Origin of the sequence: Paraburkholderia lebeckiae, assembly GCF_050436225.1 — a bacterium.
In the GTDB taxonomy this organism is placed as follows: Bacteria; Pseudomonadota; Gammaproteobacteria; order Burkholderiales; family Burkholderiaceae; genus Paraburkholderia; species Paraburkholderia tuberum.
In genome coordinates this window covers 2,038,354-2,059,160 of the sequence record NZ_JBNDLU010000001.1, presented here as the reverse complement: position 1 = coordinate 2,059,160, position 20,807 = coordinate 2,038,354, and the positions used below count along the sequence as shown (strand labels likewise).

Annotated in this window: 13 protein-coding genes and 2 pseudogenes; 10 read left to right on the top strand and 5 right to left on the bottom strand. The window is 59.1% G+C overall.

Annotated features, from left to right (window positions below; translation table 11 throughout):
- Positions 1-44 precede the first annotated feature (44 nt).
- From OKW45_RS09480 to OKW45_RS09455, 6 genes are all read left to right on the top strand, one after another.
- The gene (locus OKW45_RS09480; RefSeq protein WP_429467495.1) at positions 45-659 is read left to right on the top strand and encodes a VOC family protein; all 615 of its coding nucleotides are present in this window, start codon (positions 45-47) and stop codon (positions 657-659) included.
- An 11-nt stretch (positions 660-670) separates the two neighbouring features.
- Positions 671-1,891 (top strand): MFS transporter, encoded by a 1,221-nt coding sequence (locus tag OKW45_RS09475; RefSeq protein WP_429467493.1) that lies wholly within the window; start codon positions 671-673, stop codon positions 1,889-1,891.
- Between the two features lie 451 nt (positions 1,892-2,342).
- Positions 2,343-3,545 (top strand): sodium/glutamate symporter, encoded by a 1,203-nt coding sequence (gene gltS / locus OKW45_RS09470; protein WP_429467490.1) that lies wholly within the window; start codon positions 2,343-2,345, stop codon positions 3,543-3,545.
- Between the two features lie 334 nt (positions 3,546-3,879).
- Entirely contained in the window at positions 3,880-4,356 is a 477-nt protein-coding gene (locus OKW45_RS09465; protein WP_429467485.1) for a YqhA family protein, read from the top strand.
- A 351-nt stretch (positions 4,357-4,707) separates the two neighbouring features.
- Entirely contained in the window at positions 4,708-6,141 is a 1,434-nt protein-coding gene (locus tag OKW45_RS09460; RefSeq protein ID WP_429467483.1) for a DUF2252 domain-containing protein, read from the top strand.
- A 142-nt stretch (positions 6,142-6,283) separates the two neighbouring features.
- The gene (locus OKW45_RS09455; RefSeq protein ID WP_429467481.1) at positions 6,284-7,699 is read left to right on the top strand and encodes an IS1182 family transposase; all 1,416 of its coding nucleotides are present in this window, start codon (positions 6,284-6,286) and stop codon (positions 7,697-7,699) included.
- A gap of 533 nt (positions 7,700-8,232) precedes the next feature.
- Here the strand turns inward: OKW45_RS09455 and OKW45_RS09450 are convergent.
- Positions 8,233-8,445 (bottom strand): hypothetical protein, encoded by a 213-nt coding sequence (locus OKW45_RS09450; RefSeq protein ID WP_429467479.1) that lies wholly within the window; start codon positions 8,443-8,445, stop codon positions 8,233-8,235.
- Between the two features lie 468 nt (positions 8,446-8,913).
- Between OKW45_RS09450 and OKW45_RS09445 the strand changes: the two genes are divergently transcribed.
- The 4 genes and pseudogenes from OKW45_RS09445 to OKW45_RS09430 form a co-directional block, all read left to right on the top strand.
- Positions 8,914-9,594: a DUF3313 domain-containing protein gene (locus OKW45_RS09445; RefSeq protein ID WP_429467476.1), complete on the top strand. Its 681-nt coding sequence runs from the start codon at positions 8,914-8,916 to the stop codon at positions 9,592-9,594.
- A gap of 835 nt (positions 9,595-10,429) precedes the next feature.
- Positions 10,430-12,079, top strand: coding sequence for an ApeA N-terminal domain 1-containing protein (locus tag OKW45_RS09440; RefSeq protein WP_429467473.1), 1,650 nt, complete (start codon positions 10,430-10,432; stop codon positions 12,077-12,079).
- Between the two features lie 1,442 nt (positions 12,080-13,521).
- Positions 13,522-14,682 (top strand): IS30 family transposase, encoded by a 1,161-nt coding sequence (locus OKW45_RS09435; protein WP_429467470.1) that lies wholly within the window; start codon positions 13,522-13,524, stop codon positions 14,680-14,682.
- Positions 14,683-14,997: 315 nt separating this feature from the next.
- A pseudogene (locus tag OKW45_RS09430) lies at positions 14,998-16,056 on the top strand (MFS transporter); the annotation flags it as partial.
- 111 nt (positions 16,057-16,167) lie between these two features.
- Here OKW45_RS09430 and OKW45_RS09425 read toward each other — a convergent pair.
- The 4 genes and pseudogenes from OKW45_RS09425 to OKW45_RS09410 form a co-directional block, all read right to left on the bottom strand.
- Positions 16,168-16,539, bottom strand: coding sequence for a BON domain-containing protein (locus OKW45_RS09425; RefSeq protein WP_187617365.1), 372 nt, complete (start codon positions 16,537-16,539; stop codon positions 16,168-16,170).
- Positions 16,540-17,030: 491 nt separating this feature from the next.
- Positions 17,031-19,442: a DNA polymerase II gene (locus OKW45_RS09420; protein ID WP_429467467.1), complete on the bottom strand. Its 2,412-nt coding sequence runs from the start codon at positions 19,440-19,442 to the stop codon at positions 17,031-17,033.
- 155 nt (positions 19,443-19,597) lie between these two features.
- Complete coding sequence (locus tag OKW45_RS09415; RefSeq protein WP_018423349.1) at positions 19,598-20,608, bottom strand: DUF2891 domain-containing protein; 1,011 nt, start codon at positions 20,606-20,608, stop codon at positions 19,598-19,600.
- Positions 20,609-20,618: 10 nt separating this feature from the next.
- Positions 20,619-20,792 (bottom strand): annotated as a pseudogene (locus OKW45_RS09410) (5-oxoproline transporter, DUF979 family subunit); the annotation flags it as partial.
- Positions 20,793-20,807: the final 15 nt, after the last annotated feature.

Here is a 20,807-nt window from a genome sequence, read left to right as displayed (position 1 = left end):
GGTATCGTTCAGTTTCGACCAACTGGTTCAAAGGAGCGTGTCAAATGAATACCGAAATCACCATTCGCCCGAAGCTTCAGCACTTCGGGCTGGTCACCGGCAACCTCGATGCGATGACCGAATGGTATCGCCAGGTGCTGGGCATGACGATCAACCATCGCTTCGGCAACGACGGGGGCGCACAGGGTGGGCCGCCTTTCCGGGCAGCATTTGTCAGTAACGATGAGGTGCACCACCGCATCGTGTTCTTTGAGCTGCCGGGCCATGCGCCGGATGCCAGTCGACGGGCCGGCATGCAGCATGTTGCCTTCGAATACCGCACCCTGGACGACCTGTTAGGCACTTACGTGCGCCTGAAGGGCCTTGGCATCATGCCTCTGTTTGCTGCAGGTGAAGGCTTCCAAACCGTATTCAATTACGCGGACCCGGATGGCAACGCGGTCGAACTCAACGTCAACAACTACGGCAACGACTGGACCGCAACCGAGCACATGCGCAACCCCTCGCAGGGGCATGCACGGCGGAGCCTCGTCGATCCCGACAAGCTGGTCGCCGCGCGTCTTGCAGGCGTTATGCCAGAGCAGATCCACGAGCGCATTATGGCCGGCGAGTTCGTGCAGGAACGGGCACACGGCGGGCATGACGTCAGTCATCCATGAGTGTGATGGTCATGTCAGCCGATGCGGACCGCCTGCCAGTGCGCGTCATGGCCCCCCTGTTTGGGCTGGTGGCTATCGACGCCATCGGCATGGGGGTCATTTTGCCGCTGCTGCCGTTCTATTCGCAGCACTTTGGCGCCAGCCCGTTCGCCCTCGGCGCGCTGGTGGCCATCTTTTCGCTCGGCCAGTTAATCGCCGCCCCGATGCTCGGCAGACTTTCCGATCGCTTTGGACGCAAAGGGGTCCTGCTGGGTAGCCAGATCGGCACGTTTGTCAGCCTCGTGCTGCTCGCCTGCGCGGGCAACCTTCTGATTGTCTTTCTGGCGCGTATCCTGGACGGCATCACTTCTGGAAATCTCTCGGTCGCGAGTGCCTATGCCGTTGATCACAGCTCACCGCAAAACCGGCGTCGCGCTATCGGACTCGTCAGCGCAGCCGTCGGGGTAGGTATGATGGTTGGCCCGTCACTCTCAGCGGGGTTATCGCGTATCTCGATCTCCGCTCCGATCCTGGCTGCGGCGTTATTATCGGCGTTGAGCGCGACGGTCAACGTGATCTTCCTGCCGGGCGACGATAAATCAGCGCCGAGTAAGGGAAAGCGCCAGGTGCTGTCCCTATGGCGCACGCTTTTGTCTCCGGGCGCTGCGCCGGTGCTTCTTGTGCTGGCACTGTTCTATTTTGGCTTTTCCATGTACGTCTCGCAGTTCGCGCTGTTTCTTCAGGCGCACTACGTCTGGAACGGAGCCGCTTTTGGACCGCGTGAGGTGGGCTATATCTTCACCGCGTCCGGGGCCATCAACATCATCGTTCAGACCGTCGCGATGAAAAAACTCGATGAAGTGATTCCTGAGAACCTGCTTGCTGCTGTCAGCCTGCTACTGTTTTCCATAGGGTTGAGCATTTTCAATTTTCTACCAGGGCTTGCGCCGCTGGCCGTCGGCCTTGTCATGGCAAGTGTAGGAACGGCGATGACCAGGCCAACACTGATGGCCGCGTTGTCCATGACATCGTCACCTCAGCAGCAGGGTGCAATCATGGGCTTGAATACGTCGCTGATGGCGGTCTGCAACATCATTGCGCCACTTGTTGCGGGGGCGCTCATTGATCACGGCCTGTATTTCGGCTGGGCTTTCGCCATTGCCTCCATTATGGCTGCGGGTGGTTGCTGCACCCTTGTTCTGGTCAGGCTGAAGAAATGGCCGGGTGCCGCTCTGAACAAGACCGGCGAGTGACGTCTCTTGGGCCAGTTTTGCTCGAATCCGGCGAAGCTTCCCTGCGTCATGTACTTCCCTAGCCGGCCAATTGCAGTCTTTCATGCGTTCGCGTCGCCGGACACTCATGGGTCTCCTGCGCACGATTTTCGGCCTTTCATTGTCCGCAGGTCACCCGCGTTTCATCTGTCAAAGGAGCCGGCTTGACGTCAGTCGAAACATGACCGGTGCGGGCGAGCCGTATGTTATTGTCGGCGTGACCTCGTGGGGACTCGCTCTGAAATCCGGCGTCCGCGCTATGCTTGCGGAGGGTGCCATCGCGTTCGCTATACCGTCGCTACGGTCGGGCGTGATCACGGCCTCAACGCTATCCGGCGTTACTTGCTATCTGCTTCTCAGGCTCAAGCCAGGTCATACCAGGACAACCCGATCTCAGGGGATTGACTGATCGACCTCGCTACTGGAGACAAGCATGCTCAGGCTCGACACACCGGAAACGCTGATGGCCGCTGCCCTCGTTCTTCTGCTCGGGCGGCTGCTCCTTGCCCGGACACGCATACTGCGTACTTACACCATCCCCGAACCGGTTGTCGGCGGATTGCTCGTCGCGCTGCTCGTGTTTGCGTTACGCAGCATCTTGCGAATCGAAGTGCAGTTCGACCCGACGCTTCAGACGCCACTGATGCTCGCTTTCTTCGCCACCATCGGTCTCAATGCGGATCTGGCGAGCCTTAAAGCCGGCGGACGGGCCTTGATCGTCTTTCTCTGTGCGGTGGTGGGCCTGCTCGTGATGCAGGATGCGCTCGGCATCGGCCTCGCCTGGGCGTTGGGACAAGATCGCCTGCTCGGCCTGCTCGGGGCGTCGGTGACCCTGTCGGGCGGTCATGGTACCGGCGCAGCGTGGGCCAAGGTGTTCGCCGAGCGCCACGGGCTCGCATCGGCAACGGAGATTGCGCTTGCCTGCGCAACGTTCGGCTTGATCCTCGGGGGATTGATCGGCGGCCCGGTCGCGCGTTTTCTCATTACACGGCATCGCCTCGCCCCCGCCCCGGAGACCGGCGTCGTGGACACAACGGGGTTTGAACAGCCCAAGGCAGTGCGCCCGATCACGGTTGAGGCCGTCATCGAAACCGTGGCGCTGATCGCCGTCTGTCTCGCGGTCGGCGCGGTGCTCTCGTCCTGGTTGAGCGGCACCGCGTTCGAGCTACCCACATTCGTGTGTGTTTTGTTCGTCGGCGTTGTTCTGCGCAATGGCCTGGCGCTGCCTGGCTGGTACCAGCCCTTCGAACTCGCCGTATCGCTGCTTGGCAATGTCAGCCTCGCGCTCTTTCTCGCGACCGCGCTAATGAGTCTACGTTTGTGGGATCTCGCCTCGCTTGCGCTTCCGCTTCTCGCGATCCTGGTCGTGCAGGCGCTTGCGATGGCCGCGTATGCGATCTTCATCACGTTCCGCGTGATGGGCCGCAACTATGACGCGGCGGTGCTGGCCGCCGGGCACTGTGGGTTCGGCCTCGGCGCCACGCCGACTGCGATCGCCAATATGCAAGCCATTACGGAGCGCTTCGGACCTTCCCACCTGGCCTTTCTGGTGGTGCCGATGGTGGGCGCGTTTTTTATCGACATCGCGAATGCGATCGTCATCAAGCTGTTCCTGCTCCTGCCCATTTACGGATAAAAACCGATTTCCCGAGCGCCACACGAAGCGCGGCGCGGCCCTTCAGCGCACGCACGACACGTAGCACCTGTGCGAATCGTGACCAATGCTCACTTGACTGTCAGCAAGCTTCACAACCTTGCGGACGCCCTTGCCGGCGAAGGTGTGCGACCAATACACGCAACCGCCGCCCCTGCCAAAGGCCGGGATTACGAGAATCGTCTGTTGGCGCGACGATGGCGTATTTTCTTCCCGTATCCGCAGCGAGGTTGAACTCATTTTCGTGGCGCTCGGGAGCACAGTGTGACCGGTCTCCACCTTGCTCAAACACGCTTACCTAAGAGAGATTCCTTTCATGCTGCGACATATCGTGGCGTCGAGCCGCTACATCATGATCGTTCCCGTCGTCGCGACGTTTTTGGGTTCTGTGGCGTTGATTTTATATGCGGCGATAGTCTTATCCACGAGTGCCATTGATACGGTCCGGGCCGGCTCTGTCTCGGCCACGTCGGTAAAAACATCCGCGGTTGGGATAATTGAGGCAGTCGATGTATTTCTGATTGCTATCGCTGTCTACATCATCAGTATCGGTCTCTATTCGCTGTTCATTGATGACAAGCTACCGTTGCCGAAATGGCTGGAAGTCCACAATCTCGAAGACCTGAAAGGAAATTTGGTCAGCGTCGTTATTGCCGTCCTCGCCGTCCTGTTCCTGCGCGAGGCCGTAGCCTGGGACGGTACCCGTGACATCGCCGCTTTTGGTGGTGCGCTAGCACTTGTGGTTGCCGCCCTTACATTCTTTCTCATGAAGAACAATGCCCGGAGGCAATGAGCCCCGCGTTGGAGCCAGCTATACGGCACGGGGCAGTCTCACGATACCGAACCGCCAGGGTGCGTTGCGCGACCGAACGGCTCGAAAACGAAGTCAGACGATGGACAGCTTCGGCTGGCCGCTCAAGCGACATATCCTGCGTGCTTCTCTGTATCGCAAACAACTCGGCGAACGCTTTGCCGGGTGACGTCGGTTCTTCAGCGCCAAATGGCCGCGAGACGGACGCCCTGGCACAAGCGTCCGCGTCTGTGGAGAGCGGCGAAGAGTGCTTTGTGCATCCGGTCGCTTGACCTGCGTCAATTCAAGAGGGTGGCGAAGACTTATCGTGGTGGGAAGTCTGAGGGGTTTGCCATGGAAGACGTCTCGTTGGAATTGGGTGAAGGCGCAGAGCAGGCCGAATCCGGACCGCGGCCGGCCGTCACCCACCATCTTTCGCGGGCGGAGCGCCGTGCGCTGGGCAAGAGTCTGCGCGAAAAATGCCCGCGCGCCCTGCATGGCAGCTGGAAGCCACCCGGCAACCGCCCGGACCCAGTGCATCTGGTGCAGGAATCCGACAAGGGGCGTATGCCGGAACTGATTCCGCTCCGCCACGGGCGCATGGTGGCGTCGCCTTTTACCTTTTATCGCGGCGCAGCGCTCAACATGGCGGAGGACCTGGCGTCCACGCCGAGCACCGGCGTGCGTGTCCAGTGCGCAGGCGATGCCCACCTCGTCAACTTCCGTTGTTTTGCCACACCGGAGCGCAATGTCATCTTCGCGATCAACGATCTCGACGAAACCCTCCCGGCCCCCTGGGAGTGGGATCTCAAGCGCCTCGCGGCGAGCTTCGTGATCGCCTGTCGCGACAATGGTCTGAGTGAATCCACCGCCAGGGACACGGTCCTCACCTGTGTCAGGTCGTACCGCGAACACATGGCCGAATTCAGCCAAATGAGATCGCTGGACCGCTGGTATTTTGCCCTCGAAGCCGAAATGCTACTTTCGACCATCGCGGAACCGCGCATCCGCCGCCGCGCCATCAAGGGCCTCGCGACGGCACGCGAAACCAACCTCGCGGAAGACGTTTTTCCCAAGCTCGTGGAGGGGACGGGCCACACGGCGCTCATCAAGGAACAGCCGCCCATCCTCTTTCGCCTGAAAGGGCAGCGCGCAGGGGAAATCGACCCCGGGATCGCGAATGCCTTTGCCCGCTACTGCGAAAATCTGACGCCCGCCTGCCGCGTGATGCTCGATCACTACAGGCTGCTGGATGCTGCGATCAAGGTGGTCGGCGTCGGGAGCGTCGGCACCCGCTGCTGGGTGGCCCTGCTCATGGACGGCGCAGGAGATCCGCTCATTCTCCAGCTCAAGCAGGCGCGAGCGTCGGTTCTGGAGGCCTATGCGGGCAAAAGTGTCTACCCGAACCACGGGCAGCGCGTCGTGAATGGCCACCGGCTGATGCAGCCATCGAGTGACATCTTTCTGGGGTGGACTGAGGGAAGCGCGGGGAGCCATTATTATGTGCGTCAGCTCCGGGACGTCAAGATCAAGTTTGCCGTCGAGACGTTCGGCAAGGCCGAGATGACCGTCTTCGCTGACTGGTGCGGCTGGTCGCTGGCGCTTTCTCACGCGCGCTCCGGAGATCCCTCCGTGATCAGTGGATACCTGGGCAAGAGCGACGCGTTCGACAAGGCGCTGGCCGCCTTTTCGGTCGCGTACGCCGATGAGACTGAAGCGGACCACGCTGTGCTAAAGCGAGCGATCGACAACGGCAAGGTCAAAGCCGTCTTCGAAGAGCAGGGATGAGTCACGCGGGGAAGCACCCACGGCCGCGCCTGCTGTTGATATGGCGTGAATGGCCGGTGCCCCCAGATTGTGTTGAAAAAGTCGCCCGTGGTTCGGAATGTTCGGTATCCTGGAAGACATCGATCGACGGGAGTGATTCGTCATGATGGGTCAACTGGGCAGTGGACAGGACAAACTCTTCTACTCGTTCAACCTTGATAGTCACGTCCCTCGCGAACACCTGTTGAGAGGCATTGATCACTTCCTCGACCTTCGCGATCTGCGCCAGCATCTCGCGCCGTTCTACAGTCCAATGGGACGGCCGTCGATTGATCCGGAGCTCATGATCCGCATGTTGATTGTGGGCTACTGCTTCGGCATCCGGTCCGAACGCAGGTTATGCGAGGAGGTCCATTTGAACCTTGCATATCGGTGGTTCTGTCGACTGGGTCTGGAGGACGTCGTACCCGAACACTCGACCTTCTCCAAGAACCGCCACGGTCGCTTCCGCGATAGCGATGTGTTACGCCATGTGTTCGAGTCGGTGCTGGGTCGCTGCATGTCCGAGGGGCTCGTAAAGGGTGAAGGTTTCGCGATTGACGCAAGCATCGTAAGGGCCGATGCAAGCCCTGCACACGGTGTCCCAGGTACTGAGTCCATCAACTGGGGTTGCGTCAAGGACCAAAGCCGCGCAGTACGGGAATATCTAAAGGTATTAGAGGAAGCGAACCCGGCCGGCGCAGACGCGGTCGAGGAGGCAGAGACATCGACACCTCCAAAGAGAATATCTCTGACCGATCCCGCTGCGAGCTGGACAGCCGCCAAGGGTAGCCCGGCGTTCTTCGCCTACTCGACCAATTATCTGATTGACCTGCAGGCAGGGATCATCGTTGACGTCGAGGCGACGCCCGCGAACCGCTCGCACGAAGTGGAATCAACCAGGACGATGATTGACCGCGTTGAGCGGCGGCACGATCTCAAGCCCCGACGTCTTGCAGGCGACACCGCGTATGGCTCGGCAGCGATGCTTGCCTGGATGATCGACGAGAAGGAAATTGCACCACATGTTCCGGTCTGGGACAAAACGACGCGCAAGGACAACACATTGTCCAGCAGCGAGTTCCAATGGGATGAACTGGCCAATGAATATCGCTGTCCCACCGGTCACACACTACGCAGTGATCGGCGCAACTTCAGAAATCCGCGCTCGCGCGTCACTAAGGCTGGCACGATCATCTATCGGGCAAGCCAGTTCGACTGCGAAAGCTGTTCGATGAAGGATCGCTGCTGTCCGAATACACCATTCCGCAAGATCGCCCGCAGCATCCATGAAGCTGCGCGTGACGAAACGAGGCATATTGCGAAAACGCCTGAATACAAGCGATCTTGCCGTGAGCGAAAGAAGGTGGAAATGCTCTTTGCCCATCTCAAGCGCATTCTGAAGTTGGACCGTCTGCGCCTGCGGGGTCCAAGCGGCGCCCATGATGAATTCCTGATGGCGGCGACTGCGCAAAACCTGCGAAGAATGGCCAAGCGTTTCATGTCAGGAAGCAAGCAGATGAACCAGGCAGTGGCATGACGAGAAACGAGGATCGTTGCCTCGCACAGCTTCGCCGCTTCGCCGATCGCCACAACTCGAAAACATGCCGCCAACTCCGGCGTCTCCGACAAAAACAAGACTTTTTCAACACAATCCCCAGATAGCGGCCGTCGGGCAGGCGCCTGGTTCGACGACCGGAACGGGTCGCGTGCCGCCGATCGCTGCCTTGCGAAGTCCGAGCGATGCATGCCGATTGCATCAGGCAGTGATCGGCCGAGGGTGTGTCAAAACGTGGGGCTTCGTTGGCGACTGTGAAAGTTGACGCACCAGAACGCTCTATATTGGCTTCGAGGCACTTGGGGAAGGGTAAAGCGACACCCGAAAACCGGGGAATTTCGAGTTTTGACACACCCTCGGGCCAGGAGCGGCCGTTCCACCGCGAATTCGCGCGGACGCTCGAACGTCCGCTGCGCCCAGTTAATGGACCTTCTCACGATGATCACGCTCGCCCTGTAATGCAAGGTGCCGCCGCAATGTCGCCAGCTTTCGAAGTCCATCCGTGAAGTTGAGAGCTATGCGTGCGCATCCTGTTCCAGCAACAACATAGCTCGCAAACAGGGGATTGAGCACGCCAAGGAGGTCGATGGTGTCAAAGCGTTCGCCGTCTCGAAGCCTGCCGCAACGATGATCGTGGCCACTACAAGCTTTCTGGCGTGATCGAAGACGGCTTTCAAACCGCCGCGATCGAAGAGTGCTTGCGAAATAGAATCCGGGAAGATTCTCATTGACGCCTCTGCTTGGTCCGAGTCGACATGGCCAGGGTCCGCAACGCGTCGCGTACCGCCAATCGCCGACAGGCGAAGACGGTCATCTCCAGCTGTTCCGCTGGACGCTCGCATGGACCGTCAAATGGCCGCGTAGGTAACGGACATTGGCATGCCGCCGTTGCGCTTCAACCCGTCGGCCAAAGTTGTAATTCATGCTCCGTCAGGTGGTGTCATTGCCGAACGCCTTCTTTACGACTATTGTGTTTGAGTCGCCGATATAGCGATTCGGTACTTGCCGGTGATCAAGCGGTGCAGTGACGGGTCGCGCGGCCCCTTCTCGGGACGACGACCAGAATAACTCCATAAAGCGTTACTTCAGCTCTGCGCGCCGTACGCTTCGCATGCTTTCAGTGCTATCTGGACGGGGCGGCAACAACACGAGACTCCGCATGTGGCCGCAGTCTAACGGTACGAAGGAGATAATTCGTGAAGAAGCCGGTCGCAGGCAAGGCGGGCGTCGTTATCCTCACTGTGATCCTCGGAGCATGCTCGCCTGAATCCAATGTCACGAAGAATTCTGGCTTCCTGAGGGATTACTCCCGTTTGGCAGAGACCAGGGACACCCAAGGCGGCACCATTATGGATTGGGTGAGCCCCAAGCTCACGCCCGCCCACTACAATGCTGTACTGTTCGATCCGCTCGTCTTCTACCCGGAGCCGAGGCCGAGCGAACAGGTGAGCGCCGAGACGCTACAACAAATTCTCGCCTACTCCAACGACACACTTAAGCGGTCGCTCAGCCGACGGTTCAGGGTGGTCGATTGTGCCGGACCCGGCGTGTTGCGGATTCGCGCCGCGTTCACTGGCATCGCAGCGCAAGGGGAGCACCTCGAGCCCTACCAGTACCTTCCTCTTGCCTTTGTGGCCACCATGGCCGCAAGGACCGTGACGGGTACGCCGCAACGGGCGTTCGTCGTCATTGAAGTCGAGGAAACAGACAGCGCCACGGGCGAGTTGCTGGCGGAGAGGGAGCGGGTAGGCACAGGCCAGCGCTTGGCACGGGTCGCCGATCAACAGATCATCACGCTGGACACGCTGAAGCCGCTGCTGGACGAGCTGGCCGACTCTGCCTTTCCGAAACTGGCGCAGTACGTCAAGCCCAGGTGAGGCGGATCCAATCTGGTGAAGCGAGGCGCCGGCGCAGATATGAAATTCTCCACCCTGTGCCGGGCCTCGCGCGGCACCGACTGACCCTTCGGAAGCGAAAGCGACTCCCTTGGGGTTGGCCTTTATGCACTCTGCTTCCACGAGTTGGGTTCCGGGCGTCCCGCCGTGTCAGGGCGCATTGGCCGCGCTGACGGCACGAGCAGCAGCCTGGGTTTGTCGGTTGCGGCGAAATCTGGGTGTTCCTGGTGACGGGTGCACCATGGACGCTGCTGCTGAGGCGGCCGATGGACTAGGAGGGCTGTCGATTGCTGTTTGTAATTATTGGCAGCTTCATGTGAAAGCTTGTGGGTGCAAACGGCCGTTGTATCTCGGAAGCGGCCGGTCGGGTCGCGTCGGTCCATCCGACCGCAACGGGTCGACTTGCGGCGGTGGTCGTCGGCCCGGGGTTGCTAGCACGACGCGGTTGTCTTGGCGTCGATGTAGGCGAGCTTTACCCACGCGAACGCTTGCGGGCCGATCAGTTCCTCGGAGCAGCCCGTGCAGGCGCAGAAGTGCTCGAAGTCATCCATCGCGGTTGCATGAGGCACAGGTCGGCCAACACCGGTCGTTCGACATTGGTGCCTGAATCGTCGAAAATCTGAGAATTCACTCAATCAGAGTCGGCCCAACCTTAACCATTCATCACGACATGCCCCCATGTCTCGTTCACGGTTCGAGTATCTTCCGGAATCGACTGGCATGACGACCTAAACTCTTCGCACACGACATGGAGTCGAGCGCTACCGCTACAACGCTGACAGCCACGACATCGAAGAACGATAAGACGCTAAAAACCATGAAATCCGAAATCATCTTCACCCAAGACTACAGCTACAGCGTAACGGCGACTCACGCCACACTCGGGCAATTAGGAGATGGCAGGCTTACTTTCGGACCGGGAGAAGGCACAACCCTTCAATTCAGCCTGAGCACTCTCAAGCTCACCGAACGCCAAACACTTGATGAGGTTCATGCAGTCACCGAGGACGGTCGACACTTCACCCTCTTTGACTGCCAGTTTGAACAGCTATTTCTCTCGTGCCAATACATCGTTAGCACGGAGGCAACCGACGCTTTCGTTCTGGCAGAAGTCGAGATTCTTGACATATCCCCTTGGTTTTTTGAATACCAGCGCATGCAGGGCAAGCCAGGAGCAAAGATCGAATGGGTTAATACACCTCACGAGATAAGTGCGAGTCTGACGCTTGATGACAAGAACATCACCGTCAAAGCTTACCCGCATACCAGCATCGACCAGACAGACGACGGTCATTTAATCAAGGATTCGGTTCTCTTCAGCATTGAGAGCATTACCGCCTTGAGCATAAGTAACGTGAGACGATACACGACCGACTTGCTGGCGTTGTTGAGCATCCTTCTGGGCACACCCGCATCAATTTCAAGCGTTGGCATAAAGTCTGATAACGGCAGTTCGGGCTACGCCTTCTTTCCGTATTACGAGCCTGAAGCAGACACTGGCACACGCAAGAAAGGGAGCCACGACTACTTCCTCAAAAAGCCCATCTTTGAAGCCGCGTGGCAGACGATAGTCCAGAACTTCTTTCCCTCAGAGTTGCGCGATCCGCTCTGGTTGCGACTATCAGGGATGAAGCGTTACAACGACTTCTGGGAATACAAGGTTCTGGGCTATGTCACCCTTTGGGAAGCTTACGTCTCATCTCAAACACAGAGCCTTGGCAAGAAAACCATCGGGATACCCACGAAGGCAGTCAAGCGCTTTCACGAAAAGCTGGACAAGAGTGAACTTACCCTGACCAACGAGCAGGTTCAGGGGGTGAAAGATTTAGCCGACTCAGTGTTCCAGACTCGTGAATACACACTCCAGGAAAAAACTGAGATTGTCATCTCTCAGACCGACCCCGACATAGTCAAAATCATCAATCTGTCTTCGGATGCCTTTATCAGACTCAGGAAAATCCGCGATGAGATAGCGCACGGCGACATTATCACCATACCTCCCGATGAATATCCTCTTCTATCAACCCGCATTGAGAAGCTCACCCTGCTACTCACTTACTTCGCGTTTATCGAGTTTGGCCTGAAAAAGGACGACTTTCTTGCATGTCTGCGCTCGACATGGAACAGAATGGTCAGAGGCGCCGACCTCAACGTAGCGCACCTGGATAAGGTAATGGGGACTGCCGAGTTCATCACTCTGACAAGCGAAAACCTTCTTGCACTAAAGCCAGTGGCGACCGGTCAAAGTTTTTGCTGTTTCTACCGGAGCGACCAAGGGCAGGTCGCCTATTCCCTAGACGATACGAAGACTTACTTCGCCAAGCTTCGGTCCAACACCGTGGGCAACAACCCGGATTACAACGAGGTATTCAACAACCACGAGAAGAAGATCCGGTACGTCCCCAACCTCTACTTTGAGGATGGTCAGCACAACCTTCATTTCACCGCTGTCATTCTTTTTGAGTGATGCGCATGCTAATGCAAGCGTCCGCTTTAGCGAAAAACGACCGTCCCTTGCGGGTCGTGTGCCGCCGATCGCTGGCTGTCGAGGTTGGATCTGCTTATGCAAATTGCATGAGTCGGCACCCGGCCACAAGCAGTCCTTTGCAATCGCATGACGAACGTCTCTTGTTGAGCGGCGACCCGTCATTTGGCGAAGGAACATCGAAAGACGATTCCTAGGTCGACCAGTTTTGATTTTCAAGCGCTGTGTGAGGCAGCTAAGACTTCGATTGCCCCTCTGGTCTACGACGCTTCGGGGAATTTGCCCGTGGCTTCTCGCCGTTCAATTGCTCCTTCAACGGAGAATCGCGGCCGGCACTTGGATAGCCATCTTTTTCCGGCAATCTACAAACATTATCACATATACAAAAGTTCAAACGGCCCCATTGCCGGCCAGTCGAGGGGTGATTCCGCTTGGCTTGTCTCAACGGCGTAAACACAGCCCCCGACTCGATATTCCCGACGCCGGGCATTCAATGATGAACCAACCCGTCACTTCACTCGAACCCGCTAGTTCTTACGCGCGCTCAATGACGGGGTTCTCCCGTTTATCACTCACTCATGCACGAGATTATAATCCCCGCTCGTCGGGCCTCCTTGAGGCTGGGCCGGGGGCTGTGACGGACCACCGCTGGAGGCGAGGTCGGTGTGCTCACCACCCGCGGCACAGACACCATTCGTCGGCTGCCCGTTATACCATAGACAGAAGCACTTTGAACAGAATCGCCAATTACTTTGAAGAAACAGTGCCATAATGATCTCCTATCCGGCGACCGCCTACGAGGCGGGCAGTCCTTCGCGCTGACTTACTGAACCCTTCTATGTTTGCCGTTCCTTGCAATCTGCGCTAGTACGGCCGTCTCAACAAGTCATGTAATCACATAATTTGGTTCAGTGTATCGGTATATTAACGATTTTTCTAAATCGGCTCCCATCACGGCAAACCAGCACGTCGAGGCAGCATTTGAATACGGAAAGTCGTGCGAAGTGGAATTTGTTAATGCTACGAAAATAGATAACATTTTTGGATATTGCAAGTTAGGTCTAAGTAATGGCGCAATTTGGCGATACCCCGCGGCGATTAGTTAGCATGGGAAATTCATTTTTTGCGAATAGTGGGGCGTTTTACTTCGGCGTCATTTTGGTGCACAGAAAATCACGGACGTTACAAGCGGATTGTCACCTGAGCCAAGCCACTCCAACAGGACATAAAATGTGAGCACCGACAAAAAGGCTCCACTGTTTGACGCATAATACATATTCTCGACCGACGACGGGTGAAAACAAATAGGCGGCTTTCGGGTAGGCGCAACCGTGCCTTAATGGCAGAACGACTGCTATGGAGGGGCGGATTCAACCGGTCGATGCAACACAATGAACGTCGCATGAACGGCGGGAGTGTTGCAAATGAAACAGAGGCGCCGGATCTATTACAGCGAAAGCCAGAAGGCGTTGATGTGGGAACGCTGGCGTAAAGGCGAGTCGTTGCAGCACATCGCCCAGCTATTTGACCGCAATCACTCGTCAGTACAGGGAATTCTGGCGCAAACTGGAGGAATCCAGCCTGCGCCACGCCGACGATCGAGGCTGGCGCTGACGCTTGCCGAACGCGAGGAGATTTCGCGAGGTCTCGTCGCCGGCGATTCGATTCAGTCAATTGCCCGGCGACTGTCGCGATCACCGTCCACGATCTGTCGCGAGATCAAGCGCAACAGTGGGCAGGCCGGCTATCGGGCCAGCCATGCCGACCAGCTTGCATGGGATCGGTCGCTGCGCCCGAAAGTCTGCAAACTGGTCGAGCACCGGATGCTGGCTCATATCGTGGCCAACAAGCTCCAGTTGCAGTGGTCGCCCCAGCAGATTGCTGGATGGCTCAAACGCGCCTGGCCAGGCAGCGAGGACTACCGCGTGTCACACGAAACCATCTATCGCAGTCTTTTCATCCAGGCACGGGGTGCACTGAAGAAAGAGTTGCTGGAGCATTTGCGGCGCACCCGGGCCATGCGCCGCTCGCGCCATCACACGCAGAAAACGGACGATCACGGCAGGATCCGTGACGCGGTATCAATCCGTGAGCGCCCCGCCACTGTGGAAGACCGTGCGGTGCCGGGGCACTGGGAGGGAGATCTCCTGTGTGGCAGCGGCGGCAGCCAGATTGCAACGCTGGTAGAGCGTCAGACACGCTACGTCATGCTGGTGAAGATCGCGAGCAAGGACAGTGAATCGGTTGCCAATGCGCTCATCAAACACGCTGGAAAGCTGCCTCAGGAACTCTATAAATCGCTTACGTGGGATCGGGGAACAGAGATGGCGGACCACAAACGGTTCACTATCGCCACCGACATTGCCGTGTATTTCTGTGATCCCAAACACCCCTGGCAACGCGGCTCGAACGAAAATACCAACGGTCTGTTAAGACAGTACTTTCCGAAAGGCATCGACCTGTCGGTCTACTCACAGGCCAAACTCAACGCCGTGGCACGAAGGCTGAACGAGCGACCACGAAAGACACTGGATTACGAAACACCGGCTGAACGATTCCATCGAACTATTGCATCGACCGGTTGAATCCGCCAGGAAAGAGGCGACATTCGAGAAAGTTGCCCGTAGGGCTGGTCAGGGTCGAAATGCGTCCGCCGGACGACGTACAGTTACAGTGCCCACTTGTGCAATGCAACCAAGAACGCCGGCATCAGCCAGCAAATAAGGATGTCCCATTTTTCGAGCAGTTCCACGGGTTTCTGGTAGCACAGGGCGCGGCCCTCGGGGTTCGATACGCTCGATCAGAAGGAACGGTTCCCGATAACCCGACGCTCGACGGAAATCCGGCAAACCCAAGCGTGGCAGGGGATTGCGCTGGTGGAGCCCTATATATATACAATAACTACTACCAACCTCGTGATGGCGTTTCAGGAGAGCGCGACGGGCCTTAATTTCTGGCGCTTCGTCGCCGGTGTCGGCATCGGCGTCGAGCTGGTGACGATCGGCACGTACATCTCCGAGCTGGTGCCGAAACAGATCCGCGGCCGCGCGTTCGCGTGCGAGCAGGCGGTCGGCTTCACGGCCGTGCCGGTGGTCGCGTTTCTATCGTTTCTGCTGGTGCCGCGCACGCTGTTCGGTCTGGAGGGCTGGCGCTGGGTCGTGCTGATCGGCGCGCATGGCGCGCTATTCGTCTGGTGGATTCGCCGCGCGTTGCCGGAAAGCCCGCGTTGGCTCGCGCAGCAAGGACGGCTCGCCGAAGCCGACCGCGTGATGAACGCGCTCGAGGCGAAGGTACGTCACGAATATGGCCGCGAGTTGCCGCCGCCGGCGCCGCCGGTGCCGATCCCACCGCGCGGCAGTTTCCGCGACATGTGGGTACCGCCGTACCGCGGCCGCACGCTGATGATGACGATCTTCAACATCTTCCAGACGGTCGGCTTCTATGGCTTCGCGAACTGGGTGCCGACGCTGCTGATCAAGCAGGGCATCACGATTACGACGAGCCTGATGTATTCGAGCGTGATCGCATTGGCCGCGCCGCTCGGTCCGATCATCGGGCTGTTTATCGGCGACCGCTTCGAGCGCAAGACGGTGATCGTCGTGATGGCCGGCGTCAATATCGTGTGCGGGTTGTGGTTCAGTCAGGCATCGGGTGCGGTGCTCCTCGTGAGCCTCGGAGTGTGCCTGACGCTGGCCGGCAACATCATTTCGTACAGTTATCACGCGTACCAGGCCGAACTGTTTCCGACCAGCATCCGGGCGCGCGCGGTCGGCTTCGTCTACTCGTGGAGCCGCTTTTCCGCGATTTTCACGGCCTTTCTGATCGCGGCCGTGTTGCGCTACTTCGGGACGACCGGCGTGTTCGTGTTCATCGCGGGCGCGATGCTGATCGTGATGCTGGCGATTGGCTTGATGGGGCCGAAGACGAAAGGGCTCGAACTCGAGAAGATATCCACCTAGCGAAGGCCGGCTGTCGAGCCGGCCCGCCGCCATGTGCAGCATTGGCTATGCCATCAATGGAATGCACGGTCAGAGCGCCGACCTTCCTGCAAAGCGGGGCCCAGGACTGCTTCAGGTGCCCACAGGACGGATCGACAGCGCGTTCCTGACCGAAGTTACGCCAGGTACCCCTTTCGCCACCTCGGTTGCCCGGTCGCTTTGTGCCTGAAGCGGTACGCTGCCCTGCAGCGTGACAGCACCATCGCGGGCGCGCACTGTGATATTGGCCGTTGAGATGTTCCTATCTTTCACCAGCGCATTTCGAACCTGACGCTGTAGTGCCCGGTTCGCTGCTTTCATTGACTTGTAATGCGATCGGGCTTCGGGCGTCGTGGTCGGGGCAGACTCAGGGGCGTTAGCGTTGCTCGCCTGCGCATAGGCGTGAATCGAACCCGAAATCAGAAGGGCGGTACCGACCAGTTTGACGGCGTGGATTGCTTTCATGCATCTTCTCCTGTCGTTGCAGATCGTTGGGCTACAGATTCAGGGATATCAGACACACGCCCCCACAATATTTCTGAGGCGGATCAAATGGCACTATAGGACAATAAAGGGTTAGGTCAAGCAACAATGCAAATCCGGCCAATTGCGCGGACAACCGAAGAAATTAGAATACTTCAGATTATGAAGGCGCTCTAATTCTATTGATAGGGTTGCAAATCAAAACTAAGGATTAGTTTTTTTCCGCCGTTAATCACCGATTACCGGTGTCCGATTGACATTTTTAGCCATCCCCGATGTAGCGGCACAGTTACATTGCGCCGTCGATTTACGCCGGCCTGGAGAGCGCGAAGCATGCGATACGCGACCCGCGGCAACTCGCCCTGCCGCACCTTTGCTGTGCATAACACGCACTCCGATGAAGAGGCCGAGCCCCCGTCCATGGTGAAGTAGGCAATTCGTCCATGCTCGCAGCCGCGCGTTCGCCGCCCCGATCAGAACAACTGCTTCTGCCCCGACGTCAGCGTCGTGAAATCGTCGCGTAGCAACGGCAGAATCGCGTCGGCAACCGGCTGCAATTGCCGCGTCAGATAGTGCTCGTAGTCGATCGCCGAGCGCAGCGTTTCGAGCGGCTCGGGGCCGGCCACCGTCATCACGTAGCTGATCCAGCCGCCGTTCTGATATTGCAGCGGACGTCCCTGCCGGCGATTGAACTCATCGGCGACGCGTGCCGCGCGCACATGCGGTGGCACGTTGCGCTCGTAAGCGTCGATCGGTCTGCGCAACTGCTTGCGATAGACGAGCTGATCGTCGAGCCGGCCGGCGAGCGTATCGCGCACATAGTCGCGCACGTAATCCTGATACGGCTGCTCCTTGAAGATGCGCCGATACAGTTCCTGCTGAAACTGCTGCGCAAGCGGCGTCCAATCGGTGCGCACGGTTTCGAGCCCTTTGTAGACCACGTCCTCGCGGCCGTCCGGCAATACCGTAAGTCCTGCGTAGCGTTTCTTGCTGCCTTCCTCGGCACCGCGCACCGTCGGCATGAAAAAGCGCCGATAGTGCCGCTCGAATTGCAGTTCCAACGCACTGTCGATACCGAAGCGCGCCTGCAGCTTCTGCCGCCACGCCGCGTTGATATGTTCGACGAGCGCGCGGCCGATGCGCGCGGCGTCTTCCTCGTCATGCGCGTGCCTGAGCCAGACGAAGGTCGAATCGGTGTCGCCGTAAATCACTTCGTAGCCTTGCACCTCGATCAGCTCGCGTGTCGTGTGCATGATCTCGTGGCCGCGCATCGTGATCGACGACGCAAGCCGCGGATCGAAGAAGCGGCAGCCGGTCGAGCCTAGCACGCCATAGAACGCGTTCATGATGATCTTCAGCGCCTGCGATAGTGGCTTGTTGTGCTCGCGCTTGGCCACTTCGCGTGCCTGCCACACCTGCGCGACGATCGACGGTAAGCAGTGACGCGTGCGCGAAAAGCGCGCGCCGAGAAAGCCCGGCACCGAGCTCGCGTCGTCGGGATGCAGCATCCCTTCGACCAGACCGAGCGGGTCGATCAGAAACGTACGAATGATCGACGGATACAGGCTCTTGTAGTCGAGCACGAGCACCGAGTCGTAGAGCCCGGGCCGCGAATCCATCACGAATCCGCCGGGGCTCGCGGCGCCGGCCACGTCGCCGAGATTCGGCGCGACATAGCCCTGCCGATGCATGCGCGGCATGTACAGATGCGTGAACGCCGCGACCGAGCCGCCGCTGCGATCGGCGGGCAGGCCGGTCACGGTCGCGCGTTCGAGCAGGAACGGCAGCAACTCGGTCTTCGCGAAGATACGCGTGACGAGCTCGCAGTCCTTCAGGTTGTAACGCGCGAGCGCGGGCTTGTCTTCGTCGAAGCGGCGCTGGATTTCGTCCATGCGCTGATACGGATTGTCGATCGCCTTGCCTTCGCCCAGCACCGAGCGCGACACGTATTCGAGGCTGAACGAAGGGAAGCTCCACGTCGCCGAACGCAATGCCTCGATGCCGTCGATGACCCAACGACCCGCCACACCCGCGAAAAAGTGATTGCGCGTGACGCCGTGTTCGCGCCACTCCATCACCGCGCCGCCTCGTCCGATGCGCAGCGGCACGCGATACTGTTCGGCATGTTGTTGCAGTACCTTCAAATCGAACTGCACGAGGTTCCAGCCGATGATCGCATCGGGATCGTGCCGCTCCATCCACTCGATCAGCTTTTCGAGCAGCTGTGCGCGGGTTTCGCAGTATTCGAGCTTGAAGTCGATGGCGTCGATGACGTTGCCGTCGTTGCCGTCGTTGCCGTCGTTGCCATTCGGCGGGCCAAGCATATACACCTGCCGCTCGCCGCAGCCTTCGAGCGCGATCGAATATAACTCGGCATGCGCGCTCGTTTCGATGTCGAGCGACACGAGCTTCAACGGCGGACGATATTCGTTGGACGGTTTGAGTTCGCTGTCGAGCCAGGGGCCATCGAGCCCCGGACCATTCTGCTGCGGCACGCCGCTGAACCACACCGGCGCGGTGATGAAGCGCTCCATCATGTAGCGCTCGGGCGGCTGGATATCGGCTTCGTAGACATCGACGCCGCCTTCTCTGAGGCGCTTCTCGAAGCCCTTCAATTGCCGGTATTGCGTACAGTAAAGCCCGCTGACCGGCCGATGCTGGAAGTCGCGCAATCCGAGCGAACGCAGATCGAGCGGCGCGTCGCGCCGTAGAATCGTTTCGGCGCGTTCGCGATGTTCGGCCGGAATGAAGGCGACGGACGGCTGAGGCCGCAGACGGATGTGGCGCGGCCCGCTGTCCGTGGCCAGCCAGAACTCGATTTCCGTGCCGGCGGGCGTGTCCCGCCAATGTCGGGTCAAAATGAAACCCTGTTCGAACTCAGTCAAACTTCCACCTTTAAAGCGGCGCAATCGCCTTGCGCGATTTTACCGCCGCAGGCAGGGACTGTTGAACGGGCAATGAAAAGGGCGCTTCGTACTGAAGCGCCCCAACCAGCACGGCTTCATCACTTCAAAGCCGGTTCAGTTCGTTCCCGGTTCGCTCAAGCTTCGAGCGCCAGCGTCGCGAACGTGGCGAGCCAGTGCTCGCCCATGTAGTCGCCGGCCACATGCGGCAGCGCGCTGTGCAGATGACGCTCGGCCGCATCGAACAGCACGGTGCGACGCACGTCGCCGGCGGGCAGCGCACGCGCGAGCGCACGCTGGCACCACGCGCGGCTCAGATTGAGGCCGTCCAGATGCGCGATCTTGCCGTCGCTGCGATCGGTCACGGTGACGGGCTCGAACAGCGTCGCCGGTTTTTTCGCGCCGAGGTCCGGCAGGAAGCGTCCGAACCAGTCGGCGAACTGCGCCGACGGCAACACACGCCGCATCAACTCCGCTTCCATCAGCGACGGCGACAGGAATTCGTCGCCGGCCGGCTCCCACGCCTGACACGCGACGTCGTCCAGATACCAGCGCTCCGCGGTGCTGACGATCAGCGCCTCGAGCGATGCGCGCGAGGTTTGCCGCGAGAAATCGAGCGTCAGTGCGAGCGCGAACGCCATGTTGAAGTGCGTGCCGACGCGCAGCGGATAGGTTGCCTTCGGCAGGAACTCCTCGAAGCGCTCGACGAACGCCTGAGTGAGCGGGGCGAACGTCTTCGCCCAGCGCGCGGCTTCCGAGATTTTCATCGACTGCAACTGCGCGCCGAGCGCGAGCAGCCACGCCCAGCCATACGGCCGCTCGAAGCCGCGGTTGTGCGGCAGGTCCAGATACGCGAGTTCGCCGGCGACGTTCGCCGCAGTGAAATGCTCGTCGACCACGGCGATGATGCGCGCGGCCTCGGGCAGATCTGGAAAGCGTTCGAGCAGATGCAGGATCAGCCAGTAACCGTGCACGCACGAATGCCAGTCGTAGCTGCCGTAGAAGATCGGATGCAAGGCGCGCGGACCCTGCACGTCCTGCGGTCCTTCAAGCGAGTGCGTGAGCTTGTTCGGGTATTCGCGCGTGAGGTGGGCGAGTGCGACATTGGCGAATCTGGACGCGAATTCGCGGGTGAGCTGGGTGGTCATCGGCGGCTCCTCAGAAGCGGAATACAGACACGTGCAACAGTATGGTGTTGACGATCAGCAATAGTAAAGCGGTCGGCCATTGCGCCTTGATCACGCCGTTCTGGTCCTTCAGTTCGAGCAGCGCGGCGGGGACGATGTTGAAGTTCGCCGCCATCGGCGTCATCAGCGTGCCGCAGAAACCGGATTCTTCGTTTCGACG